Raw genomic sequence first — 25,033 nt, 5'->3', positions numbered from 1 at the left:
TGAGGGATGCTCTTTCCTGACACCGATGACCACGCAGCGGCCGACCCGACCCGCGAGAACGTGATCCTGGTGCACTGGCACGACCTCGGCCGCCACCTCGGGTGCTACGGCGCCGATGGCGTGGAGAGCCCGCATCTGGACCGTCTTGCCGCGTCGGGAATCCGCTTCGCCGACGCGCATTCGACCGCGCCGCTGTGTTCTCCAGCGCGCGGATCGCTGTTCACCGGGCAATATCCGCACCACAACGGGCTCGTCGGGCTCGCCCATCACGGCTTCGCCTACCGAGCGGGCGTGCAGACCCTGCCGGCGATCCTGCACGAGGCGGACTACCGGACGGTGCTGTTCGGCATGCAGCATGAGAGCACCGACCCCACCAGCATCGGTTTCGATTCCGTCGACGTCTCCGATTCCCGCTGCGACCACGTCGTCGCCGAATCCCAGTGGTGGTTGCGACATCACCTCGCGACCGAGCCGGACCGTCCGTTCCTGCTCACCGCGGGCTTCTTCGAAACCCATCGGCCCTATCCCGACGACGAGTACCCGCCGGCCGATACCGGCGACATCGAGGTGCCGGGCTTTCTGCCCGATACCGACGATGTGCGTGCGGACATGGCGGGATTACACGGCAGCATCACCAAAGCCGATGCGGCTGTAGGTCGTCTGCTCGACACCGTCGACGAACTCGGGCTCGCGGCGAACACCTGGATCATCTTCGTCACCGACCACGGGCTGGCGTTTCCCCGGGCCAAATCGACGCTGTACGCCGAGGGCACCGGGATCGCGCTGATCATTCGTCCGCCCGCGGCCCGGTCGTTACCGCCGCAGGTCTACGACGGACTGTTCTCGGGGGTGGACCTCACCCCGACGATTCTCGATCTGGCCGGCGTGGAGATCCCGGCCGACGTCGACGGCGCCTCACATGCGCCGGAACTGGTCACCGCGGCGCCCGCGCCGGTACGCGATGAGGTCTACACCGAGAAGACCTACCACGATGCGTTCGACCCGATCCGGGCCGTGCGCACCAAGCAGCACAGCTACATCGAGAACTATGCGCACCGGCCGGAGCTGCTGTTGCCACTCGACATCGCCGACAGCCTCTCGGCGCGGTCGATCGACCCGGCGAGCACCGCCCGGGCACGCCCGCACGTCGAGCTGTACGACCTGACTTCCGATCCGTACGAACGCAACAACGTGGCCGACGATCCTCGGTACGCTGCGATACGGACATTGCTTGCCGAACGTCTCGCGCAGTGGCGTGCCACCACCGGTGACACCATCCCGCGCGAGGAGGAGGGCACCGCGATCGCCGAGGCGTTCATGGCCGCCTTCGCGGCGAAAGCGCACGACATCGACCCCGACGAGGAGGCGCTGCCGTCGCGGCGGCCGTTGGGGGAGCAGCGTGAGCTGCGCGGCGAGATAACCTCCGGCGAGGGTGGGACGGTCCGCGCATCGGCCGCGGACCCGACGCGTCGCTGAGCCTCGGCATCCGGGCCGCGTGTTGTCAAGGATTTTCCGCTCGCTGACCTTAAAAGCCCAGGTTGCAGTCCCTTTCGGGCTGGTTACACTGAGCCGGTGTCCAACCCGGAGAACTACCTGGTGTGCGCCAGTCAGCGCAGCGGCAGCACCCTGCTCGTCGAATCGTTGTCGGCGACCGGGGTGGCCGGCAGGCCCGAGGAGTTCTTCCAGTACCTCCAGTCGTCGTCGTTGGCGCCGCAGCCGCGCGAATGGTTTGCCGGCGTGACGGATTCGTCGATACTCGAGCTGCTCGACGACGCCGAACCGGGGGAGGCCGACACCCGGGAGTTCGCGCAGTGGCGCGCCGATGTCCGCGCCGCCGGCGCGACACCCAACGGGGTATGGGGCGGCAAGCTGATGTGGAATCAGACCCCGCTGCTCGTCGCGCGCACCCGCGTGGCGTCCGGACGATTGCGGACAGCCGTTCGCCAGTTGCTCGGTGCAGATCCGCTGTTCATTCATGTCCATCGGGAAGATGTTGTCCCCCAGGCGGTGTCGATGTGGCGCGCCGTCCAGACGCGGGTCTGGCGGGACGGTCACGGACCGCACTTCGATGCCGATCGCGACGCGGGCGCCCAGTACCACGCCGAAGCGATTGCGCACCTTGCGGGACTCTTGGTGGATCAGGAACGTCAGTGGCGGCGCTGGTTCGACGAGGAGAGGATCGAACCGATCGAGATCGAATTCGGGAAGCTGGTCTCCGATCCGCAGGGCGCGACCGCGGCGGTGCTCTCGGCGCTGAATCTCGACCCGGGGCTGGCTCCGCCGCCTCCGCTCAAACCGCAGTCCAACGCGCGATCGCGCGACTGGGTTCGGCGTTACCGTCTCGACGCGGAAACGTACGGATACCCGCTATGACCACGCCGGACTTCGATCACGTCGGGGCGCTTCGTGTTCTGGAAGCCGAATCGGTCCACATCATCCGGGAGGTCGTCGCCGAACTCGAACGGCCGGTGCTGCTGTTCTCCGGCGGCAAAGACTCCATCGTGCTGCTCCGGTTGGCCGAGAAGGCATTTCGGCCGCACCCGCTGCCTTTTCCGATCCTGCACGTCGACACGGGACACAACTTCGACGAGGTCATCGAATTCCGCGACCGCCGCGTCGCGCCGAGCGCCCAGAACCCGGCAGGCATCAGGCTGATCGTCGCCTCCGTTCCCGAGGCGATCGCCGCCGGTCGCGTCGCCGAATCCACCGATCCGTCCGGTTCGCGCAACCGTCTGCAGACCCGGGTGTTGTTGGACGCGCTCGAAGAAGGCGGTTTCGACGCCGCATTCGGCGGTGCGCGCCGGGACGAGGACCGGGCGCGCGCCAAGGAGCGGGTGTTCAGCTTCCGGGATGAGTTCGGGCAGTGGGATCCGCGCGCGCAACGGGCCGAGCCGTGGTCGCTCTACAACGGCCGGATCCGCCGGGGCGAATCGGTGCGGGTGTTCCCGCTGTCGAACTGGACCGAGGCCGACATCTGGCGCTACATCGAGTTGGAGGACCTCGACCTGCCGCCGATCTACTACGCGGCGCAGCGCGAGGTCTTCGACCGGGACGGGATTCTGCTTGCGGTGTCGCAGTTCTCGCAGCCCTCCGCGCGCGATCAGGTGAGTACCGAGTGGGTGCGGTACCGGACCGTCGGTGATCTCACCATCACCGGAGCGGTGCGCTCGCGGGCGACCACCATTCCCGAGATCATCGCCGAGATCAGCGAGGCGACCGTCTCCGAGCGGGGCGCGACCCGCGCCGACGACCGGACGTCGTCGGCGGCCATGGAGGACCGCAAGCGAGAGGGCTACTTCTGATGAGTACGGCGATTCCCACTGCGCGCCGTCAGATTCTGCGGCTGGCCACGGCAGGCAGCGTCGACGACGGAAAATCCACCCTGATCGGCCGGTTGCTGCATGACACCGGCAGTCTGCCCACCGATCATCTGGCCGGGGTCACCTCCGACGACGGCGTCATCGACCTGGCGGCACTCTCCGACGGTTTGCGGGCCGAACGTGAGCAGGGCATCACGATCGATGTCGCCTACCGGTTCTTCGCCAGCGACACCCGTAGCTACGTCCTTGCCGACACCCCGGGTCACGAACGCTATACCCGCAACACCTTCACCGGCACCTCCAACGCCCACGTGGCGGTGCTGCTGGTCGACGCGCGCCGGGGCGTGCTGCGGCAGACGCGCAGGCATGCGCGGATCGCCACCCTCGTCGGGGTGCCGCATGTGATCGCGGCGGTCAACAAGATCGACCTGGTCGGCTTCTCCCAGCAGCGATTCGACGAGCTGCAGGCGGAGCTGAACGAACTCGCCGTGCAATTGGGTATCGACGAGATCGCCGCCATCCCGGTGGCCGCCACCCTCGGCGACAACGTCGTCCACCGATCGCCGAAGACCCCGTGGTATTCCGGCCCCACGCTGCTGGAGTACCTGGAATCGGTTGAGCTGCAAGCACCCTCACCCGAACCGCGCGAGCTGAGGCTGCCGGTGCAGTGGGTCTCACGCCCGGGTGCCGACGGCAAACGCACCTACACCGGACGCGTCGCCGCCGGTACCGTCGCGCCCGGTGATCCGGTGACCGTGCTGCCGTCGGGATCGCGCAGCACGGTGACGTCGGTGGACACCCTCGATCCGCAGCGTCCGGTGGCGGTCGCCGGACTGTCGGTCTCGGTGCAACTGGGCGACGAGATCGACGTCGGCCGTGGCGATGTCATCGTCAGCGGGGCGGCCGACGCACACCTGCCGGTGACGGCGCGCGAGCTCTCGGCGACGCTGTGCTGGCTGTCGGAGACACCGTTGCACGCCGGTGACCGGGTCGCCCTCAAGCAGGGTGCGCACACGGTCCGGGCGACGGTGCAGTCGCTGGAGCGTCGCCTCGATCCGGAATCGCTCCTCGAGGTCGTCGGGCCGACGGAGTTGGGGCTCAACGACATCGGCACGGTCACGTTGCGCACGTCGTCGATCGTGGTGGCCGACGCCTACGCCGACAACCGCGACACCGGCGCGTTCATCCTGCTCGACGAGGCGTCCAACGACACCGTCGCCGCGGGGACGATCCTCGAACCGCGCGAGGTCATCCCCGGCAAGGCGACGCGCAACGACATCAAATGGCACCCGAGTTCGCTCAACCGGTCCGAGCGTTGGGCCAAGACCGGCCAACGCGGCGCCACGGTATGGCTGACCGGACTGCCGGCGTCGGGTAAGTCGACCGTGGCGGTGGCCCTCGAGCGTGAACTGGTCAACCGGGCACGGGTCGCCTACCTCGTCGACGGCGACAACATCCGGCACGGCATCTCCGACGACCTCGGCTTCTCGCCGGGCGATCGTGCCGAGAACATCAGGCGCGTCGGGCATCTGGCCCGGCTGTTCGCCGACGCCGGGGTCATCGCGATCGCGTCGATGGTCTCGCCGCTGCACTCCGACCGGGAGATCGCCCGCGAGTTGCACCGGGCCGCCGACCTGGACTTCATCGAGGTGCACGTCTCCACACCGGTCGGCGAATGCGAACGGCGTGATCCCAAGGGGCTTTACGCCCGGGCCCGCCGCGGGGAGGTGAAGGGACTCACCGGCATCGACGCACCCTACGAGAAGCCGCAGTCACCGGACCTGCGATTCGACACCACCGGCGCCGATATCGACGACCTCGCCGGGCGCGTGCTCGCCCTCCTCGTCGAACGCGGCGTCGTCGACGAGTGAATGCCGTACTTTCATGCCACCTGGTGACACCGAAATACGGCACTGTTCTGGCGACGCGCGCTCAGCCCTGATACCCGAACATCTTCTTGCCGTACCAGTCGCCGATCTCGGTGAGACCGGGCGGGATCGCCCACAACGAGCTGGAAATCGGTGAGATGTACTCGTTGAGGGCGTCCTGGGCCAGATTGTTCTGGATGCGCGCAAACTGTTCGTGTGCATTCTTCTGGAACGCCATGAAGAACAATCCTGCCGCCAAAGTCCCGGTGCGGGTGTCTATCCCGTCGGTGTAGTTGTATCCACGGCGCAGGATCTGGGCGCCGCCGTTGTTGTCGGCATGCGCGAGCCGCACATGCGAGAACCGGTCGATCTCGGTGTGCCCGTCGGCGGAGGTGGCCGTGAAATCGAGGTCGGTGAACTCACTGCCGCCGGAGAGTGGTGCGCCAGAGTCCTTGGTGCGGCCGAAGATCCGTTCCTGATCGGAGATGTCGTCGGAATCCCAGGCCTCGATGTGCATCCGGATCTTGCGGGTGACGAGGTAGCTGCCGCCGCTCATCCACGGCTGGTCGGTCTCGTCGCCGACCCACACCCACTGGGCGGCGACCGAGTGCTCCTCGGCCTTGATGTTGGCGGTTCCGTCCTTGAAGCCGAACAGATTACGCGGCGTGACCTGTGAGGTGCTGGTCGCCGACGCGCGCCCGAAGCCCTCCTGCAGCCACCGCAGGGTCACCACGTTGCGGCCGATGCGGGCGAGGTTGCGCACCGCATGGAAGGCGACCTGCGGATCCTCCGAACACGCCTGCACGCAGATGTCGCCACCACTGATGCTCGGATCGATGGTGGTGTCGACGGCCAGCTGCCCCAGCGGGGCGAGGGCGGCCGGTCGCTTCGCGGCCAGTCCCAGACGATCGTCGAAGAAGCTCGGGCCGAACCCGACGGTGACGGTGAGCCGGTGCGGGCCGAGGTCGAAGGCCTCACCGGTATCGGCCGGCGGGGCCTCCGGCCGCGACTCGACCGGTCCCACCGGCTTGCCCTCGGCGAGCAGGCTGGCCGCGGCGGCCCAGCGGGCCATCATGACCTCGACCTCGTGGACCGTGGTCGATTTGAGGTCGAACGCGGCGAAGACGAGCGAATTCTGTTGGCTGGTGGTGATTCCGGCCTGATGGTCGCCATAGAAGGGCACCGTGGCCGCACCCGGATCACTCGACTGATCGGCGGTGGCCGAATAGGTGATGCCCGCGCCGGCGGCACCGCCGACCGCCAGACCGGCGCCGGCGATCCCGGCACCGGTGAGGAATCCTCGCCGGTTCACCCGGCCCCGCTTGCCCGGCGCCGGTTCTGGCGTGTCGGCGGTACTCATCGGTTATCGAACTCTCCTGTGGTGCAGTGCAACTGAGTTGTCAGCTCGCGGCCGCGATCTTGCCGCCCGCCTGTGACAGCGGGTCCTTGACGGCGATGATCGCAGCGGCCATGTCGCGCTTTTGTTGTGCGGACACATCGTTGAACAGCTTGAAACCGCCGGGCGCGTTGGGGTCCCGGAAGCTGTCGATGAGCGATTCGACGTGATCGAATGCCTGCTGGATCGTCGCGGTCAACTGCGGATCGATCTCGTTCAGCGCCGGCTTGACGATTGCGAACGCCTGCTGACTGCCCTCGATGTTGGCCTGCATGTCGACGAAGTCGATGTGCGAGTACGCCTCTTCCTCACCGGTCAGCTTGCTCGTGGACACCTCGTCGAGCAGGTCACCGGCACCGTTGATGATGTCGGCGGGCTTGACGGTGAACGACGGTTCGCTGACGAGTCGCTGCAGGTCTTTGACGTCCTTGAGCAGGGTGGCGCCCACCGGACCCATCCCGTCGAGGTTGTCGGCAGCCCACAGCTGCTTCTCGATGACGTGGAAACCCTGCCAGGTGTCGCCGGGGCCGAGGGCATCCGGGCGGGCGTCGATGGCGACGTCGAGGTTCACCGCATTGTTGTCCGAACAGTCCGAAGCGCCGTTGGCACAGAACGATCCGGCGATGGGCTCGATGCGTTCGTAGTATGGCCGGGCCTTGATGTAGGCGTCCTTGGCGGCATTGACGTCGCCGGAGTTCACCGCCGCCACGAGCGCCTCGGTGGCGGTGGTGAGGCTGTTGGCCTGGGTGACGACGTACTTCTTGTACTCGGCGCCGGCCGCGTTGAGCTGGTCGGCGACGCTGCCCGAGGCGCGGGCGGCCTGACCGGTCACGGTGAACGTCGTCTTCTCGTTCGTCGCGCCCGGGCAGTAGATCTGGTAGGTGCCGCCGTCGAGCTTGTGGGAGAAGGAGGTTGCGGCCATGCCGGGCGCGATGTTCTCGCGTTCGGCGAGGATCTTGCCGTCCTGGAGCAACTCCACCTCGCTGACCGCGGCGGCGTTGGTGTTCTTGATCTCGAAGGTGATCGGGCCGGCGTCGACCTTGTCGGGGGTGACCTTGCAGCCGCCGTCGGTCATCTCGACGGTCACCGTCTTCGCGCCGCTCGACGAGCCGTTGTCGTCATTGCTGCTGCAGGCGGCCACCCCCACGATGGCCACTGCGGTCGCCGATACGGCGACGAGTCTGGAAGCCCTCATCGGGTTCTCTCCTTTTCCTCCAACGGCGCCAACGCGGCGGCCGGGACCTCATCCGGGTCGGCGCCGACGGGCTCGGGCCCCGGCGCCTTCCGGTCACCGTCGTGCGACACCGGGGCCGGCGGTGTCGTGCGACGACGGGACGACAACACGAGCACTCCGGCGATCGCCGCGAGGACCGCCGCGATCACGGTGAGTGCGATGGGGATGGTCACGCCACGAGAGTCGTGCCCATGCTGCTGTTCGTCGGCAGCGCCGACGGCGGCGAGTGCGGCGGCGTCGGGCCGATGGGCGGCGCCGAACGTGGCGACCTTGCCCAGGACGACCGCAGAGCCATGCTCGGGGGTCGCGGTCGCGGTGATCGCATAGCGGACCTCGGTGGCGAGCGGCCGCCCGAAGTGCGGGTCGACCGACACCGTGACCGCGGCGCTCACCACATACACGACCGGCGCCGACTCGCCGAAGCGGCGGGTATCGAGACCCACCGGGAGCCGTCCACCGTTGGCGTCGACGATCTGCGCGACGCTCACCCGGGTCGGCGCGTCCGGTACGAGCGCGGTGATCGGCACGTCGGGGGTGACGACCTGATCGAAGGTGGCTGCGGCGACGCCGCCGTAGGTGGCGGACCGGCCGCCGGCGAGGCGGGTGAGCGGGGTCGTGACGCCATCGGTGTGCAGAACGCCCGAGGCGGTGTCGCCGGCGGTGCCCTCGACGGTGACGGCGACGTCGGCGGGTGGTCGCACGGTCGAGTGCGCGAGGATGCCGCTGGTGGCCGGGGCGCTCGTCGTCGCGGCCCGCAGGGTCGACGACGGTGGCTGCGGTGGCGCGGGCGCGGTGAGGAAGACGACGAGTGCCGCGACGGCTGCCGCCGCGGCGAAGGCGCCGGAGGTCAGGGCCGCGAGACGTCGGGGGAACGGCCGGCCCGCGGGCCAGAGCACGACCGTGCCGACCACGGCGACGTAGACGATCCAGCCGATCAGCTCGATCAGCACCGGCTTCGGCTGCAACCCGAGCACCCCGGTCAACAACGACGACTGCACCGATCCCGGGCGCACCAGCCACGTGAGGTCGACGACCTGCTGCTGACCGATGTCGAGCCACCCGGCCTCATGCGCGGTGTGCAGCGCCGTCATCACCAGTCCGGCGGCGACCAGCACCAGCAGCAGGCCGGTGATGGTGAAGAAGCGCGCCAGGTTGATGTGCACGCCGCCCCGGTAGATGCCGTAACCGAGTGCGACGGCAATGGCGATACCGAGGATCGCGCCGAGCGTCGAGGGGAGCGCGTTGCCGCTCGCATTGAACGCCGCCACCAGAAAGACCGCGGTCTCGAGTCCTTCGCGCAGCACGGCGAGAAAGGCCATCAGCACGAAAGCGATCGCCGACCCGCTCGCCATGGCATCGGTCGCGGCAGCTTCCAAGTCGCCCTTGAGGTCTCGGGAGTGTCTGCGCATCCAGACGATCATGTAGGTGACCATCGCGACGGCGATCACGCCGATGACCGTCTCGAGTGCCTCCTGCTCGCGTTGGGGCAGGTCGCGGGAGAGCACCTCCAGCCCGATCGCCACCGCGACACAGATGGCCACCGCGACGACGACGCCGGCCCACATCCAGCGCAGTGCGTCGGCTCGTTGCTGACGGCGCAGGAACGCGGCGATGATGCCGACGATCAGGGCGGCCTCGAGGCCTTCGCGCAGCCCGATGATCAGAGTGGCGAGCACAACCGACCTCCCCGTGAATGTGGACGACGCCACGTGTGCGTGGACGCAGCACCCGCGACCGGCTCCATGGATGACTTTCTTCCGCGTGATCCGGCTCGGGCCGGCGAATATTGGTAAGGCTAACCGAGCACAGTAGACCCTTGGTCGGGGGGAACCGGAATCGGGCGCCGGCAGTTGAGGTTGACTGTGGGTCGTTCACGCATCCGGCCGTGCGCGGCACGGATGATGGTGTGCAGGCGGCCGAGCGTTCGAAGAGAGTGGAGTTGCGGTGCAGGCGGGCAAGATGGTGTGGCGCTACCGCGGGATCGTGGTGGCCGCCGCGGCAGCGGTGATCGGATCGGTGACGCTCACGAGTTGCCTCGACGTGGGATCGCTGAATCGCCCCGACATCCCCGACGGCATCCCGCCGGCTCCCGGGGTGCAGCAGCCCTACATCGACATCGATCAGCCGGGCCGTACCGCCGAGCACATGGCCGACTGGGCGCGCCCGATCGCCGACGGCACCGGCATCCCGCTGACCTCGCTCGAGGCCTACGGCAATGCCGCCGAGATCCAGCGTCAGCAGCACCCCGAGTGCGGCATCGCGTGGACCAGCCTCGCCGGTATCGCCGGCGTGGAGAGCAAGCACGGCACCTACCGCGGTGCGACCGTCGCCGCGAACGGTGATGTGGCCCCGGCGATTCGCGGCGTTCCCCTCGACGGCACCGGCGGCAACCTCGCGATCCCCGACACCGACCACGGCCGGCTCGACGGAGACCCCACCCACGATCGTGCGATGGGGCCCTTCCAGTTCATCCCGGAGACGTGGGAGCGCTACGGCGTCGACGCCAACGGCGACGGCAGGGCCGACCCGGACAACATCGACGACGCAGCCCTCTCGGCCGCCCGCTATCTGTGCGTGTCGTCCGGCGGCGACATGACCACCGCGGCCGGCTGGGAGAAGGCGGTCAAGGTCTACAACAATTCGCGGGCCTACGTGATCAACGTCCGCGATCACGCCAACGCCTATTCGGTGAACGTCCGATTCTGACGCCCGGTCACCACGACCCACGGTGGCACTCGTCGGAAGAATCGATGGCCATGCCCTAGGCTTTGACGCGTAACCGTCGGCGCCCGAGCGGTCGCCGACCCGTCCACCGAAAGGGGCGTAAGCGTGGCAATCATCGAACAGGTGGGCGCTCGTGAAATTCTCGACTCGCGCGGCAACCCGACCGTCGAGGTCGAGGTGGTCCTCGACGACGGCACCTTCACGCGGGCCGCGGTCCCGTCGGGTGCGTCGACGGGCGAACACGAGGCGGTGGAGCTGCGCGACGGGGGTGAGCGCTTCAACGGCAAGGGCGTGACCAAGGCCGTCGAAGGTGTACTCGGCGAGTTGGCGCCCGCGGTCATCGGCATCGACGCCGAGGAGCAGCGTCTGGTCGATCAGGCTCTCCTCGACTGCGACGGCACGCCCGACAAGGGCCGGATCGGCGCGAATGCGATCCTCGGTGTCTCGCTCGCGGTGGCCAAGGGTGCTGCCGAATCGGCCGGGCTGCCCCTGTTCCGCTACGTCGGCGGCCCCAATGCGCACATCCTGCCGGTGCCGATGATGAACATCATCAACGGCGGTGAGCACGCCGACAACGGCATCGACTTCCAGGAATTCATGATCGCCCCGGTCGGCGCCCCGACCTTCAAGGAGGCGCTGCGCTGCGGAGCCGAGGTCTACCACGCACTCAAATCCGTACTGCACAAGCAGGGGCTCAACACCGCACTCGGTGACGAGGGTGGCTTCGCGCCCGACCTGCCGAACACCGAGGCGGCCATCGCGGTCATCGGCGAGGCGGTCGAGAAGGCCGGATACGGCTTCGGTCGCGATGTGGTGATCGCGCTCGACGCGGCGTCGACCGAGTTCTTCTCCAACGGCGTCTACAAACTCGAGGGCAAGGACTTCTCCGCCGACGAGATGGTGCCGTTCTACGAGAAGCTCATCACCGACTTCCCGATCGTCTCCATCGAAGACGGTCTGGCCGAAGATGATTGGGATGGCTGGGCCAAGCTCACCGAGGCCATCGGCGATCGGGTGCAGCTCGTCGGCGACGATCTGTTCGTCACCAATCCCGAGCGGCTCGAGGAGGGCATCTCCAAGGGCATCGCCAACGCGCTGCTGGTGAAGGTGAACCAGATCGGCACCCTGACCGAGACCCTGGATGCCGTGGCGCTGGCCCACAACAACAGCTACAAGTCGATGATGAGTCATCGCTCCGGCGAGACCGAGGACACCACCATCGCCGACCTGGCGGTCGCGTGCGGGTGCGGGCAGATCAAGACCGGCGCCCCGGCCCGCAGCGAGCGCGTCGCCAAGTACAACCAGCTGCTGCGTATCGAGGAGGGCCTGGGCGACGCGGCACGCTACGCCGGGGACCTCGCCTTCCCACGGTTCTCGTTCGGTTCGTGATTAGCTAGGGCCCATGGCTGATGCCGATGGGCGTTTCAACTCGGGACGCGACGGGCGTCGGCGGGCGAAGCGATCCAGCAGGGATCTGCGTTCGGAAGAACGCGCCCGCCGCGCCACTCGTCGTCCCGCCTCGTCGCCGACCCGCCGCTCCACGACCTCGTCGACGGGGCCCGCGGTCTCGGTGATCGAGACCGGTGAGCAGGAGATCCACCGCGACGACGTGGGATTGGTCGATGAGATCGATCCCGACGCCCTCGCACCGGCCGGCCCCGAGCGCAGGCGGACGACGTCGCGATCGGCCCGGCCGTCGCGCCGGCGCCCCAACCTCACCGACACGATCGCGACCCGGGTGCGTGGCCTGGACGCCAAACGTGCGGTGATCATGGCGCTGGTGCTCGGCGTCGTCGCCCTCGCGTTGGCGCCGTCGTTGCGCAACTACTACGCGGGGCGCTCGGAGTACAACCAAGTCGTCGCATCCAATGAGCAACTGCGTCAACAGACGTCGTACTACCAGCAGAAGGTCAACGAGCAAGGTGACCCCGCCTACAAGGAGGCGCAGGCCCGCGAGCGGCTGCAGATGCTGCGGCCGGGCGAGACCGGGCTGGTGATGGTGTATCCCGGGGACGCGGAGAAGCAGGCCGCGCAGAAGGCCGCCGAGCAGCACGCCCGCAATCCCTGGTACGGCAACCTGTGGGAGTCGGTGGCGACCCCACCGGGCGGACACTGAGAATTCCGCCCGTCGAGACGATGGCTCTTTCCTCGGCGACTACTGTTGACCTCTCGTGAGCATCTCCGACGACGACCTGGCGATCGTGACCGCCCAACTCGGCCGGGAACCGCGTGGTGTGGTCGAGGTCAGCTACCGCACCCCCGACGGCGTCCCGGCCGTCATCAAGACGGTGCCGCGGCTGCCCGACGGCACGCCGTTCCCGACGCTGTATTACCTGACCGATCCCCGCCTCACGTCGGAGGCGAGCCGTCAGGAGTCGGCGGGGGTGATGAAGGAGATGTCGGCGCGGTTGTCGACCGATCCCGCCCTCGCGTCGGCATATCGGCGGGCCCACGAATCGTATCTGGCCGAGCGTGACGACATCGATTCGCTGGGAACGGATTTCACGGGCGGCGGGATGCCCGACCGCGTCAAGTGCCTGCACGTGCTCATCGCGCATTCACTGGCCAAGGGGCCGGGGGTGAATCCGCTCGGGGACGAGGCGGTGGCCCGGGCCGCCGACGCCGGATTGCGTGGCACCGCGATACCTGCGGACTGGCCGGTCGCCGCCCCGACCGAGGCGGGGGATGCGTCGTGACCGTCGTGGCCGCGGTGGACTGCGGCACCAATTCGATCCGGCTGCTCGTGGCCGGTCCGGGCGAGGACACGCCGTTGACCGATCTCCATCGCGAGATGCGCGTGGTGCGGCTCGGGCAGGGAGTCGACGCGACCGGCACATTCGCCGACGAGGCGATCGAGCGCACCCGCGTGGCGCTTGCCGACTACGTCGACGTCATGGTCGCCGCCGGGGTCGAGAAGGTGCGCATGGTGGCGACCTCGGCAACGCGTGACGCGAAGAACCGGGACCGGTTCTTCGCGATGACCGCAGAGCTGCTCGGACGGGTCGTGCCGGGTGCGGTCGCCGAGGTCATCACCGGCGACGAGGAGGCGCAACTGTCGTTCCGCGGCGCCGTCGGTGAACTCGACGCGGATCAGGGACCGTTCGTCGTGACCGATCTCGGTGGCGGATCGACGGAGGTGGTTCTCGGCGATGCGCAGGGCGTGACCGCCGGCTTCTCGGCCGACATCGGCTGTGTGCGCGTCACCGAACGCGCCTTGCACTCCGATCCGCCGTCAGACGACGAGGTGGCCGCCGCGCAAGGATTCATCGCCGAACGGCTCGCCGAGGCGTTCGCGCGGGTGCCGGTCGCCTCGGCCAGAACCTGGGTCGGCGTCGCCGGAACCCTGACCACTCTTGCGGCGCTACATCTCGGGCTGGCGCAGTACGACTCCGAGGCGATCCATCTGTCCCGGGTGCCCCTGGCCGATCTCGACCGGGTGTGCCGCGATCTGGTCGCCATGTCCCGCGCCGACCGCGCCGCGCTGGGGCCGATGCACCCCGGCCGCGTCGACGTCATCGGCGGCGGTTCACTGGTGACGATGGAACTGGCCCGTCAACTCGCCGAGCGCGCCGGCATCACCGAACTCGTCGTCAGCGAACACGACATCCTCGATGGGATCGCGCTGGGTTTGCTCGACTGAGCTGGTGGCGTACTGCGGCGTGCGAGCGGGTTTCAGTGCGCGCTGTCGGCCAGATCGGTTTTGCCCAGATCGGGATTTCGCAGCGACAGGTTGTTGCACGCCTCGCACACCGTGTCGGGGATGACGCCGCGTCGTTGCAGGAAGCCGAAGGCGACGCAGCCGAGGCAGAGGCCGACGACGGATTCCAGGGTGGCGGCGACGATCAGGAGCCCGACGACGATCTGCGCGGCGAGTCCGTAGCCGAGCAGACTGAGCACCAGGGCGGTGACGCTGAAGGTCAGTCCGATCGCCTGGGCGAATCGCTTCGGTGGGCCGGGGACGAGCTTCGTCTTGCGCCAGATGTGCGGTGCGATCACCCGGACGGAGAGCTGGCCGAACGGCGACAGCTTCGGCCCGGACAACACGCGTAGTGCGAATCCGATGGCGAGCACCGCATACAGGGCCCAGTGGTTCACGACGATGGTCACGACCGCCAGTGCCACCACCAGACCGGCGGTCGACCGTGCGGCGTAGTCGTTGACGGGATTGGGGAAGGTGAGAACCGAGCGGGCCGTCCCAGACAGCTTCTCGTGCACTGATGCCTCCTCGGGCCTTGTCGTCGCAGCCATCTCCAGACGTGATGTCGAGAAGTGCACGAATCTACCCGGCCACGCGGGCAACGGCACGGGTTGGAACCAGGATGAATCCAACCGGCTCGAGCAGCGGCGATCTCACTCGTCCGACGGCGCGACCGGGGCTTCCATCGTCCCTTCCAGGGTGACGCCGTCGCCGGCGCCGGTGGGATCCTCGTCGGCCACGGGGTCGGCGGCACTGGCCCGGTCGGCCGGCCCCTCGAGCTCCTGGGGGACGACGGGAGCCTCGAGCGAACCCTCGATGTCGAGGTCGGTGGCGCCACTGTCGTCCGGTGCGGCGTCGGTGGCGTGTCGCGACTCGTCGGCGCGCGCACGCCGCGCGGCCTCACGCATCTCGAATCCGTCGGTGATCAGCTCACCGATTTCCCGCGCGATGTCGGTCACGGCGCCGGTGATGATGGTGGCGATCCGACCGACGTGGGTGGCGGTGGACTCCACCCCTTCCTGGATCAGGTCCTTGTTGCGTTCGATGCGATCGACCACGGTCGCGCCTCCATCCGAGCGATATCGACGATGCCTTGTTGGCGACGATACCGCCCGGATGGCCGATGGCGCGATCGGTGTCAGGCCACCCCGCCCGGCTTGTCACGCTCGATGACGACCGTCAGATCGTCGTCGTCGCGGGTCATCGAATTCGGCAGCGAGAGTTTGGCGATCTTCTTCCACGTCGACCCGAGTTGGTGACTCAGCGAACCGGTGTTGTAGGGCAGGCCGTAGCGTTCGCACACCTCGCGGACGTCGGCGGCCATCTGCGGGTACCGGCTGGCCGGGATGTCGGGGAACAGGTGGTGTTCGATCTGGTGCGACAGGTTTCCGCTCATGATGTGGAACAGCGGGCTGCCGGTGATGTTGGCCGAGCCGAGCATTTGCCGCAGGTACCACTGGCCACGGGTCTCGTTTGCGCACTCTTCGGCGGTGAATGTCTGTGCGCCGGTGGGGAAGTGGCCGCAGAAGATGATCGAGTACGTCCACACGTTGCGCACCAGGTTGGCGCTGGCATTGCCGAGCAGCGTCGAGAGGAACAGCGGCCCGGACAGTGCGGGGAACACGACGTAGTCCTTGAGGACCTGCCGGCTCGCCTTGCGCCACATGCCCTTGACGAGGCCCTTGACGTCGCTCCATTTGCGCTTGCCCGCGATGACGTTCTCGGCTTCGAGGTCGTGCAGCATCACGCCCCACTCGAACAGCAGCATCAGGGCGGTGGCGTAGCCGAGGTTACCCAGGTAGTAGGGATTCCACTTCTGGTCGCGGGCCATGCGCAGGATGCCGTAGCCGATGTCGCGGTCCTCACCGATGATGTTGGTGAAGGTGTGGTGCACGTAGTTGTGACTGTGCTTCCACTGGTCGGCCGGACACACCGTGTCCCACTCGAATTCGCGCGAGTTGTAGGTGTCCTCACGCATCCAGTCGTACTGACCGTGCATGACGTTGTGGCCGATCTCCATGTTGTCGAGGATCTTCGAGATCGACAGCGCGCCGACGCCGGCGAGCCACGCGGGCGGGAAGAAACCGGCGAACATCAGTGCGCGGCCGGCGAATTCGAAGCCGCGCTGGGTGCGGATGATCGAGTACAGGTATTCGCGGTCCTTGGTGCCGAGGTCGGCCACGATGCGGGCCTTGATCTCGTCGAGGTCGCGGCCGAGTTGCTCGACCTGCTCATAGGACAGCACGACGGTGTTCGGGTCGGACACCGGTTGCAGCGCTCTGGTTTTGGCGGCCGGGGTCTTGGTGGCCGGGGTCTTGGCGGCAGGGGAAGTGGGATCGTCCTCGGGGGTGGGGACGGTCTCGGGGGGAAGGATGTTGGTTGCCATGGTTGTCATACCTCGATTTCGACGTCGCCGACGGGTGCGTTGATGCACAACTGGATCTGGGTGTCGGACTCGGTATCGGTGTCGCCGGTCAGCACGTTGCGGGTGCAGCCCGACTTCTTGATTGCGGTGCAGGAGAAGCAGATCCCCATCCGGCAGCCCGATTCGGGGCTCAGCCCGGCGGACTCGGCCTGGTCGAGGATCGTGCGGCCGTCGTTGGCCGCCGAGATGCCCGACGCGGTGAAGCTCAGCTCGCCGTGTACGGGTTGATCTGGGTCGATCGCGATGGGAGCGGCGAGCGTGAACGCCTCGCTGTGCACCCGGGCGGACGGATGCTCGGTCTCGTAGTACCCGAACACCGCGTCCATCAGGGCGGGCGGGCCGCACACGAAGACGTCGGCGTCGTCGTGCTCGGCGATGCCGTGCAGATGCTCGCCGGTGAATCGGCCGACGCCGGCCGACGCCGACTGCGTCTCGTCGGTGCCGCGGGTGTAGAAGAGCCGCAGATCGAGCGTCGGGTGTGCGGCCGACAGTGCGGTGAGTTCGGCGCGGTAGGCAAGTTCCGACGGCGTCCGTGCGTAGTGCACGAAGGTGATGGGATCGTCGTATCCCTCGGCTACGAGCGTACGCAGCATCGAGAGTGCAGGTGTAATGCCGCTGCCGCCGCTGATGAACACCGGTGTGTGCACACCCGCTGCCGGCAGGACGAACTCCCCCGACGCCTGGGAGAGGCCGTAGACGTCACCGACCCGGGCATGTTTGCGCAGGTGGCGGGACACGAACCCGTCATCGTGGGCGGTGATGGTCAATTCCACAGTTCCGTCGGCGCCGGCCGCGGCGTTGGCGGGAGAGAAACAGCGGGTGTGCCGGACGCCGTCGACAACAACGCTGAGCTGCACGAATTGTCCGGCGGCATGTCCGCGCCACTGACGGGTCGGGGCGAGGAAAAGGCGTAGAGTGCGTGCGGTGGGACGCTCGACATGGCTCACCCGAGCGCGCAGGTCGCGCCAGGTGAGCATCGGGTCCACCAATTCGAGGTAGCGATCGACGGGATGGGGCGACATCGTCGCCTCGACGATCGAGGAGAACAGTTCGGGAAACCGGATGCTCATGGTTGGGCTGACTCCGTTCGTTTCACTCTATTGAGTGAACAGATGTACTCCCAACAGTGTGCCACGCTTTGCGCCCTGTTCGTCAAGCGATCGCGCGTCCAGGGATCAAGTCACATGCACCGGCCGAATGTGATGTACCGCATAGTCAGCCATTGCGTGGGCAGCAGCCGCGCCGTCGCCGGAGATGAGATTGAGGTCATATTCAGGTCTGGGTGTAGCGTCGGATACGCCGCTTCGGCGGCAGGTACGAATCGGATGAAGAGGTGAAGCGATGACGCGGACGGTGGCGTCGGATGTGTACGAGAACGCGCTGGCGCAACTGCGCGAGCGGCGCGTGGAGCATTGGCCGAGTGCGGTGCCGCATGAGGTGGTCTATCCGATTCCGGGCGCCGGGGTGGTGGACTATCTGAGGCACTGGGCGCTGACCACGCCGGACCGCGTGGCCATCTCGTTCTATGGCTCGAGCATCGACTATGCCGAATACGACGCGCTCTCCGACCGATTCGCGGGGTGGCTACGCGGCCACGGCGTCGATCGCGGCGACCGGGTCGGGGTGTACCTGGGCAACTGTCCGCAGTTCCTCATCGCCATGATGGGCATCCTCAAGATCGGTGCCGTGCATGTTCCGGTCAATCCGATGCTGCGCGAACATGAACTGGCACACGAGCTCTCCGATTCCGGCACCGAGGTCGTCCTCACCCAGCCGGATCTGGCCGCCGCGGTGGCGGCCGTGGCCGAGCGCACACCGGTGCGTGTCATCGCGACCACCGCGCTCTCGGACATGCTCGGCACCGACACCCTTGCCACGCCGTTTACGCGGACCGATCCCGCCGACAGCGACTGGGCGGCGATCATGTCATCCGAGCGGGCCGAGCCGACCGCCACCGACCCCGACGCGCTCGCAGCGCTCAATTACACCGGCGGCACCACCGGCCTGCCCAAGGGCTGTGAGCACACCCAGCGGCACATGGTGTACACCGCGGCGACCGCCACCCTCGCCACCGGACATCAGGTGCCGGCCGAACCGTTTGTGGCACTGGTCTTTCTGCCCGTGTTCTGGATTGCCGGGGAGGACTTCGGCATCCTGATGCCACTGCTCAACGGCGGCACCGTGGTGCTGCTGACCCGTTGGGATGCCGGCGTCGTACTCGAGGCCGCGCCGCGCGATGGCGTGACCCTGATGATCGGAACCGTCGACAACTACGTCGAACTGATGGACCATCCGGGCTTCCCGACGAGCGATCTCTCGGGTCTGACCGTGCCGCTCGCCGTGTCGTTCGTCCGCAAACTCGATCCCGAGATCCGCGCACAGTGGCGGGCCGCCACCGGAAATGTGTTGCGCGAGGGCAGTTACGGGATGACCGAAACCCACACGGCCGACACCGTCACCCTCGGCTTCGCCGAGGACGACTACGACCTCCACGGCGAGCCGGTGTTCTGCGGATTCCCGGTGCCCGGCACCGACATCCTGATCGTCGACGCCGACGGGCGTCCGGTCCCCAACGGGGAACAGGGACAGATCATCGTGCGTAGCCCGTCGGTGATGACCGGCTATTACGGCAAGCCCGAGGCAACCGCGGACACGCTTCGCGACGGCTGGCTCTGGACCGGTGATCGCGGCAAGTTCAGTGAACGGGGAGCGCTGCACTACCTCGCCCGTGACAAGGAGATGATCAAGACCAACGGGATGAGTGTGTTCCCGTCAGAGGTGGAGGCACTGCTCATGCTGCATCCCGCCGTCGAGCGCGCCGCCGTGGTTCCCAAACCCGACCCGGCCCGCGGGCAGGTGCCGTTCGCGTTCGTGCAGACGGTCCCGGATGCCGCGCTCGAGCCCGCCGAACTCATCGACTGGGCCCGGACGAACATGGCCTCCTACAAGGTGCCCGAGATCGAGATCCTCGACGAGCTGCCGATGACGGCGACCGGCAAGGTCCGCAAGGGCGATCTGTTCCGTGCCGTGGAAGGAGCGTGAGGTGGGCGTGACGCCGACAACGCTGTTCGTCGCCAACCGCGGGGAGATCGCGCTGCGCATCATCCGATCCGCTGCCGAACTCGGCATCGACACCATTGCGGTCTACGCCGCCGACGACGCCGACGCGCCGCACGTCTCGGCGGCGACCACGGCGGTGGCCTTGCCGGGCACCGGACCGGCTCCGTACCTCGACGGGCCGGCACTCATCGCGGCCGCGCTCGCGGCCGGAGCCACGATGGTGCATCCCGGATACGGATTCCTCAGTGAGGACGCGGCTTTCGCAGAGGCCTGTGTGCAGGCCGGATTGCGTTTCGTCGGTCCGGACGCCTCGGTGCTCGAGCGGTTCGGCGACAAAGCGGCCGCACGGGAGGCGGCGATGGCCGCCGCGGTCCCCGTCCTCGATGCCACCCCCGGCGGAATCGACGAACAGCGGGCACGCGAGTTCTTGGGTGCACATCCCGGCGGGATCATGCTCAAGGCCGTCGCAGGCGGGGGCGGGCGGGGGATGCGTCCGGTGTCTTCGCCCGACGAGCTCGCAGATGCATTCCGGGCGTGCGTGTCCGAGGCGCAGATGGGTTTCGGGGATTCGACGTTGTTCGCCGAGGAATTGCTCGTCGGCGCACGCCACATCGAGGTCCAGGTCGTCGCCGGACCCGCCGCCGACGGGGCGGTGCTCGCGCTCGCGCTCGGCGACCGGGACTGCAGTATCCAACGCCGACGGCAAAAGCTCATCGAGATCGCGCCGGCCCCCGACCTCGACGACGAGGTGCGCAGGCAGATCCATCGCGCGGCGGTCCGTCTGTGCGCCGCACATGGATACCGTGGGCTGGCCACCGTCGAATTCCTGGTGGACGCACACCGTTTCGTCTTCCTCGAGGTGAACCCGCGAATTCAGGTGGAGCACACGATCACCGAAGAGGTGACCGACGTCGACCTGGTGGCCGCCGGTGTGCGGATCGCGGCCGGCGCCGCCTTCGAGGAACTCGGTCTGCCTACCGGGATCGTCGCGACCGGTGACGGCGTGAGCGGGACCGTCCCGGCCGCGCGCGGCGTCGCGATCCAGGCCCGGGTCAACACCGAGACCATCGCCGCCGACGGCGCCACGGTGCCGGATTCGGGGATGCTGCAAGTCTTTTCGCCGCCGACGGGTCCGGGAATCCGGACCGACACCTACGGCCGTCCGGGACTCGTCCTCAGCCCGCGATTCGACTCGCTGCTGGCCAAGGTGATCGCCCATGTCCGTGCCGGCGACGTCGCATCCGCGGCCCGCAAGCTCGAGGCAGCACTGCACGACTTCGACGTCGAGGGCGTCGCCACCAACATCGATCTCCTGCGGGCCATCCTGGCGGACAAGGAGTTCGGGACCGCGGCCATCACCACCGGTTACCTCGAGGGCCGGATCGCGGAGTTGGTCGACACCGCCGCACACCTGCCCCGGCGATCCGGTACCGGGGCCACCGGGACCGGCTCGCCCGTAGGCCCTGCGTCGGCGGACGATATCGTCACCGGCCCCGACGAGCAGGTGCTCAGTGCGCCGATGGCCGGGGTGGTGATCACCGCACCCGAGCCCGGAACGCTCGCCGGCGCCGAGGAGCCGTTGGTGATCCTGGAGGCGATGAAGATGGAGCACGTCGTGTCCATACCGCACCCGGTGCAGATCCGGCGGGTGCTCGTCGAGCCGAATCAGGCCGTCGGCGCCCAGACACCGCTGCTCGTGGTGGCCGCGGGCGAGGCCGACGAGGCCGACGCCGCGACCACCGTCGTCGATCCGGACCACATCCGGCCGGACCTGGCCGAGGTGAACGCCCGGCACGCGGTCACACTCGACGAGAACCGCCCCGCGGCCGTGGCCAAACGCCGCAGACTGTCTCGCCGCACGGCGCGGGAGAACATCGCCGACCTGGTCGACGACGGCAGTTTCACCGAATACGGCGGCCTGGCACTCGCCGCGCAACGCACCCGGCGCAGCGAGGAGGATCTCATCGCGAACACGCCGGCCGACGGTCTCGTCGGCGGGGTGGCGACGATCGGTGCCGATCGCGTCGGCCCCGCCGCTGCCGAGGCCGTCGTGATCTCCTACGACTACACGGTTCTCGCGGGCACGCAGGGTATGCGTAACCACGCCAAGACCGACCGACTGCTGGAGGTGGCGCGCCGCAAGCGGATTCCGTTGGTGCTCTTCGCCGAAGGCGGGGGCGGCCGGCCCGGCGACACCGATTGGCTCGGTGCGGCCGGCCTCGAGCTCGACACCTTCCGGTCGATGGCCGGACTGCGTGGCGTCGTCCCCACCGTGGCGATCGTCTCGGGTCGATGCTTCGCAGGCAACGCCGCGCTCGCCGGTGCCTGCGACATCCTCATCGCGACACCGGACGCCAACATCGGCATGGGCGGGCCCGCCATGATCGAAGGCGGCGGGCTCGGGGTGTTCTCACCCGAACAGATCGGCCCGATCGACGTGCAGACCCGCAACGGGGTGGTGCATGTGACCGCGCGCGACGACGCCGACGCGGTCGCGACCGCGCGCCGGTACCTGGCGTACTTCCAGGGCTCGGTGGACGAGTGGGCCGCCCCCGACCCGCGGCCGGCTCGCCACGTGGTCCCGGAGAACCGCCTGCGCGCCTACGACATGCATGCGGTGATCGATGCGGTGGCCGATGTGGACTCGGTGCTCGAGTTGCGCCCGGAGTACGGCCGCGGCATGATCACCGCGCTGATCCGGGTAGAAGGTGTCGCCTACGGTGTGCTCGCCAATTCCGGCCGGCACCTCGGTGGCGCGATCGATGCCGAGGCGGCAGACAAGGCCGCCGAGTTCTTCACGATGTGTGAGGATCATCGGCTGCCGGTGGTATCCCTGTGCGACACACCGGGGTTCATGGTCGGGCCGGACTCCGAGGAGGAGGCGACGGTTCGTCGGTTCGGTAGGTTCTTCGTTGCCGGCGCCCGCCTGACGGTTCCGTTCGGGACGATCATCATCCGCAAGGGGTACGGTCTCGGCGCGATGGCCATGGCCGGTGGGTCATTCCATGCGCCCGAGTTCACCGTGGCGTGGCCGACCGGAGAAATCGGTGGGATGGGATTGGAAGGAGCCGTGCGGCTGGGCTTCCGTAAGGAGCTCGAGGCCATCGGAGACCTCGACGAACGCAATGCGCTGTTCACCGATCTGCTCGCCAAGGCCTACGAGCACGGCAAGGCACTGCACGCGGCGACGACCTTCGAACTCGACGATGTCATCGACCCGGCCGACTCCCGCCGCTGGATTCGCCGGCTCGCGCGGCCGAGCTGACGTGGTGGCCGCCCGGCGCGGTTGGGTGTCTCCCCAGGTGAACGCCCGATCGCGCGGTTTGGGCGGTGCGGCCCGGACACCGCGGGTGGGCCGCGATGTCCTAGACTTGCTCAGGTGACCCGGACCCGCCGACCCAGCTCGGGTGAGCCGCGGCAGGCGGAGCCGGAGAGCCGGGCCGACCGTAAGAACCGCACCCGCCAGGCGCTGCTCGACACCACCCTGGGGCTGGTGCGTGAACGCAGCTTCGCCAGTATCAGTCTCCGCGAGGTCGCGCGGGGTGCCGGGATCGTGCCGACCGCGTTCTACCGGCACTTCGCGTCGATGGAAGACCTCGGCGTCACCCTCGTCGAGGATTCGATGCGGATTCTGCGGCGCACCCTGCGCGAGGGCCGCCGCGACCTCGCGGCCCGGCAGGCCTTGCCGACGGCCCAGAATTCGCTGGCGATCCTGCTTCGGCACGTCCGCGGGAACGAGACCGCTTATCGGTTCCTGATCCGTGAACAGCACGGCGGCGTCGCCGAGATCCGCCGGGCCATGGACACCGAACTGCGATTGTTCTCCAAGGAACTGGCCATCGATCTGTCCCGGCTGCCGGATCTGTCGGAGTGGCAGCCACAAGATCTCGAACTCGCCGCCGAACTCATCGTCAGCATCATGCTGACCGCCGTCGCCGATCTGCTCGACGGCGAATACCGCGGGCGCGACGCCGAACAGGACATCGTGAACCGCACCGAACGCCAGCTGGTCATGGTGTTCCTCGGCATGGGGCAGTGGCGTAGCGGAAGCCGGTGACTCCGCGTTCGGAAGGTGAGGTGCGCGCGGGCTTTTGCGCACCGGGATTTCAAGGGTGGGACGCGCAGTCTTCCTGGGTGAGGATGGCCGACGTTGTCGCGCCCGTCGGGTGCGAGGCGTCCACCCGACGATGAGGAGTCCCGTGTCCACCGAGAACATCGCCGACGAGATCACTTTCGCCTATTGGGTGCCCAACGTGTCCGGTGGCCTGGTGACCAGCGACATCGAGCAGCGCACGAGCTGGGATTACGAATACAACGTGCGGCTGGCGCAGACAGCAGAGAACAATGGCTTCGAATACGCGCTGTCCCAGGTCCGCTACGAGGCGAGCTACGGAGCCGAGTTCCAGCATGAATCGACAAGTTTCAGCCTGGCGTTGCTGCTGGCCACGCAGCGTCTGAAGGTGATCGCCGCCGTCCATCCCGGGCTGTGGCATCCAGCCGTACTCGCGAAGTTCGGCGCGACCGCAGACATCCTCTCGGGCGGCCGATTCGCGATCAACGTGGTCAGCGGGTGGTTCAAGGACGAGTTCACCCATCTCGGACAACCGTGGCTCGAACACGACGAACGCTACCGGCGCAGTGCGGAATTCCTCGAGGTGATCCGCAAGATCTGGACCGAGGACGACGTCGAGTTCCGCGGCGACTTCTACCGTATTCACGACTTCACCCTGAAGCCCAAGCCGCTGAACACATCCGGACGCCCCAATCCGGAACTGTTCCAGGGCGGCAACTCCACCGCCGCGCGCAACAACGGTGGGCGCCACGCCGACTGGTACTTCTCCAACGGCAAAGATTTCGACGGCGTCACCGAGCAACTCGGGGATCTGCGAGCCGCCGCCCGCGCGCACCGGCGCGAGGTCCGATTCGGGCTGAACGGCTTCATCATCGCCCGCGATACGGAAGCCGAGGCACGCGATACCCTGCGCGAGATCGTCGCGAAGGCCAATCGCCCTGCGGTGGAAGGCTTCCGGTCAGCGGTACAGCAGGCGGGCAACGCCACCGGCGACAAAACCGGCATGTGGGCCGACTCGTCGTTCGAGGATCTCGTGCAGTACAACGACGGATTCCGGACGCAATTGATCGGGACCCCCGAACAGGTCGCCGAGCGGATCGTCGCCTACAAACGCCTCGGCGTCGATCTCATCCTGGGTGGATTCCTGCACTTCCAGGAGGAGATCGAGTATTTTGGCGACCGTGTCCTACCGCTGGTCCGCGAACTCGAGGCCGCGCAGCGATCGGCCGCGGTCTGA

General features: G+C 67.9%; 20 protein-coding genes. 13 read left to right on the top strand and 7 right to left on the bottom strand.

Annotation, left to right across the window (positions count from 1 at the left end; all coding sequences use genetic code 11):
• The first annotated feature begins 6 nt into the window (after positions 1–6).
• From ACLQ3C_RS09015 to cysC, 4 genes are all read left to right on the top strand, one after another.
• Entirely contained in the window at positions 7–1,476 is a 1,470-nt protein-coding gene (locus tag ACLQ3C_RS09015) for a sulfatase family protein (RefSeq protein ID WP_425704714.1), read from the top strand.
• A 96-nt stretch (positions 1,477–1,572) separates the two neighbouring features.
• The gene (gene stf0 / locus ACLQ3C_RS09010) at positions 1,573–2,373 is read left to right on the top strand and encodes a trehalose 2-sulfotransferase (protein WP_425704713.1); all 801 of its coding nucleotides are present in this window, start codon (positions 1,573–1,575) and stop codon (positions 2,371–2,373) included.
• Complete coding sequence (gene cysD / locus ACLQ3C_RS09005) at positions 2,370–3,302, top strand: sulfate adenylyltransferase subunit CysD (protein WP_425704712.1); 933 nt, start codon at positions 2,370–2,372, stop codon at positions 3,300–3,302. Before stf0 ends, cysD begins: the two co-directional genes overlap by 4 nt.
• Entirely contained in the window at positions 3,302–5,191 is a 1,890-nt protein-coding gene (gene cysC, locus ACLQ3C_RS09000; protein WP_425704711.1) for an adenylyl-sulfate kinase, read from the top strand. Before cysD ends, cysC begins: the two co-directional genes overlap by 1 nt.
• Before the next feature lie 61 nt (positions 5,192–5,252).
• Here the strand turns inward: cysC and efeB are convergent, their stop codons facing one another.
• From efeB to efeU, 3 genes are read right to left on the bottom strand one after another with little or no spacing between them, the layout of a single operon-like run.
• The gene (efeB, locus tag ACLQ3C_RS08995; protein ID WP_425704710.1) at positions 5,253–6,548 is read right to left on the bottom strand and encodes an iron uptake transporter deferrochelatase/peroxidase subunit; all 1,296 of its coding nucleotides are present in this window, start codon (positions 6,546–6,548) and stop codon (positions 5,253–5,255) included.
• Positions 6,549–6,588: 40 nt separating this feature from the next.
• The gene (efeO, locus tag ACLQ3C_RS08990) at positions 6,589–7,779 is read right to left on the bottom strand and encodes an iron uptake system protein EfeO (RefSeq protein ID WP_425704709.1); all 1,191 of its coding nucleotides are present in this window, start codon (positions 7,777–7,779) and stop codon (positions 6,589–6,591) included.
• Positions 7,776–9,494 carry an iron uptake transporter permease EfeU gene (gene efeU, locus ACLQ3C_RS08985; protein WP_425704708.1) on the bottom strand — a complete coding sequence of 573 codons (1,719 nt, stop codon included), beginning with the start codon at positions 9,492–9,494 and terminating at the stop codon, positions 7,776–7,778. The genes efeO and efeU overlap by 4 nt, the downstream gene beginning before the upstream one ends.
• 283 nt (positions 9,495–9,777) lie before the next feature.
• Between efeU and ACLQ3C_RS08980 the strand changes: the two genes are divergently transcribed.
• From ACLQ3C_RS08980 to ACLQ3C_RS08960, 5 genes are all read left to right on the top strand, one after another.
• Positions 9,778–10,524: a lytic transglycosylase domain-containing protein gene (locus ACLQ3C_RS08980; RefSeq protein WP_425704839.1), complete on the top strand. Its 747-nt coding sequence runs from the start codon at positions 9,778–9,780 to the stop codon at positions 10,522–10,524.
• Positions 10,525–10,647: 123 nt separating this feature from the next.
• Positions 10,648–11,931 carry a phosphopyruvate hydratase gene (gene eno, locus ACLQ3C_RS08975; protein ID WP_425704707.1) on the top strand — a complete coding sequence of 428 codons (1,284 nt, stop codon included), beginning with the start codon at positions 10,648–10,650 and terminating at the stop codon, positions 11,929–11,931.
• Between the two features lie 13 nt (positions 11,932–11,944).
• A complete protein-coding gene (locus ACLQ3C_RS08970; RefSeq protein ID WP_425704706.1) occupies positions 11,945–12,658 on the top strand; it encodes an FtsB family cell division protein in 714 nt (237 codons plus the stop codon).
• Between the two features lie 55 nt (positions 12,659–12,713).
• Positions 12,714–13,238, top strand: coding sequence for a DUF501 domain-containing protein (locus tag ACLQ3C_RS08965; protein ID WP_425704705.1), 525 nt, complete (start codon positions 12,714–12,716; stop codon positions 13,236–13,238).
• On the top strand, positions 13,235–14,182 hold the full coding sequence (locus tag ACLQ3C_RS08960) for an exopolyphosphatase (RefSeq protein ID WP_425704704.1): 948 nt from the start codon (positions 13,235–13,237) through the stop codon (positions 14,180–14,182). The genes ACLQ3C_RS08965 and ACLQ3C_RS08960 overlap by 4 nt, the downstream gene beginning before the upstream one ends.
• A gap of 32 nt (positions 14,183–14,214) precedes the next feature.
• Here ACLQ3C_RS08960 and ACLQ3C_RS08955 read toward each other — a convergent pair whose 3' ends face one another.
• The 4 genes from ACLQ3C_RS08955 to ACLQ3C_RS08940 form a co-directional block, all read right to left on the bottom strand.
• Entirely contained in the window at positions 14,215–14,757 is a 543-nt protein-coding gene (locus ACLQ3C_RS08955; RefSeq protein WP_425704703.1) for a DUF4395 domain-containing protein, read from the bottom strand.
• Positions 14,758–14,892: 135 nt separating this feature from the next.
• Positions 14,893–15,297: a hypothetical protein gene (locus ACLQ3C_RS08950; protein ID WP_425704702.1), complete on the bottom strand. Its 405-nt coding sequence runs from the start codon at positions 15,295–15,297 to the stop codon at positions 14,893–14,895.
• Between the two features lie 80 nt (positions 15,298–15,377).
• Complete coding sequence (locus tag ACLQ3C_RS08945) at positions 15,378–16,625, bottom strand: fatty acid desaturase family protein (protein ID WP_425704701.1); 1,248 nt, start codon at positions 16,623–16,625, stop codon at positions 15,378–15,380.
• 5 nt (positions 16,626–16,630) lie between these two features.
• A complete protein-coding gene (locus ACLQ3C_RS08940; protein ID WP_425704700.1) occupies positions 16,631–17,734 on the bottom strand; it encodes a ferredoxin reductase in 1,104 nt (367 codons plus the stop codon).
• 271 nt (positions 17,735–18,005) lie between these two features.
• Here ACLQ3C_RS08940 and ACLQ3C_RS08935 point away from each other — a divergent pair, with 271 nt between their 5' ends.
• The 4 genes from ACLQ3C_RS08935 to sfnG all read left to right on the top strand — a co-directional run bounded on the left by ACLQ3C_RS08935 (position 18,006) and on the right by sfnG (position 25,033).
• Complete coding sequence (locus tag ACLQ3C_RS08935) at positions 18,006–19,706, top strand: AMP-binding protein (RefSeq protein WP_425704699.1); 1,701 nt, start codon at positions 18,006–18,008, stop codon at positions 19,704–19,706.
• Between the two features lies 1 nt (position 19,707).
• Positions 19,708–22,989 (top strand): carboxyl transferase domain-containing protein, encoded by a 3,282-nt coding sequence (locus tag ACLQ3C_RS08930; protein WP_425704698.1) that lies wholly within the window; start codon positions 19,708–19,710, stop codon positions 22,987–22,989.
• A gap of 114 nt (positions 22,990–23,103) precedes the next feature.
• Positions 23,104–23,781, top strand: coding sequence for a TetR family transcriptional regulator (locus tag ACLQ3C_RS08925; protein ID WP_425704697.1), 678 nt, complete (start codon positions 23,104–23,106; stop codon positions 23,779–23,781).
• 142 nt (positions 23,782–23,923) lie between these two features.
• Positions 23,924–25,033: a dimethylsulfone monooxygenase SfnG gene (gene sfnG, locus ACLQ3C_RS08920; protein ID WP_425704696.1), complete on the top strand. Its 1,110-nt coding sequence runs from the start codon at positions 23,924–23,926 to the stop codon at positions 25,031–25,033.

It is taken from the genome of Gordonia sp. DT30 (genome assembly GCF_049844915.1).
GTDB lineage: Bacteria > Actinomycetota > Actinomycetes > Mycobacteriales > Mycobacteriaceae > Gordonia.
This window is presented reverse-complemented; position numbering and strand designations above follow the sequence as displayed.

Coding starts and splice junctions, on each gene's coding strand:
- ACLQ3C_RS08945 (WP_425704701.1), bottom strand. CDS start 16,625: ATGGCAACCAACATCCTTCCCCCCGAGACCGTCCCCACCCCCGAGGAC.
- ACLQ3C_RS08940 (WP_425704700.1), bottom strand. CDS start 17,734: ATGAGCATCCGGTTTCCCGAACTGTTCTCCTCGATCGTCGAGGCGACG.
- efeB (WP_425704710.1), bottom strand. CDS start 6,548: ATGAGTACCGCCGACACGCCAGAACCGGCGCCGGGCAAGCGGGGCCGG.
- ACLQ3C_RS09015 (WP_425704714.1), top strand. CDS start 7: ATGCTCTTTCCTGACACCGATGACCACGCAGCGGCCGACCCGACCCGC.
- cysC (WP_425704711.1), top strand. CDS start 3,302: ATGAGTACGGCGATTCCCACTGCGCGCCGTCAGATTCTGCGGCTGGCC.
- ACLQ3C_RS08980 (WP_425704839.1), top strand. CDS start 9,778: ATGGTGTGGCGCTACCGCGGGATCGTGGTGGCCGCCGCGGCAGCGGTG.
- efeO (WP_425704709.1), bottom strand. CDS start 7,779: ATGAGGGCTTCCAGACTCGTCGCCGTATCGGCGACCGCAGTGGCCATC.
- ACLQ3C_RS08935 (WP_425704699.1), top strand. CDS start 18,006: ATGACGCGGACGGTGGCGTCGGATGTGTACGAGAACGCGCTGGCGCAA.
- ACLQ3C_RS08970 (WP_425704706.1), top strand. CDS start 11,945: ATGGCTGATGCCGATGGGCGTTTCAACTCGGGACGCGACGGGCGTCGG.
- cysD (WP_425704712.1), top strand. CDS start 2,370: ATGACCACGCCGGACTTCGATCACGTCGGGGCGCTTCGTGTTCTGGAA.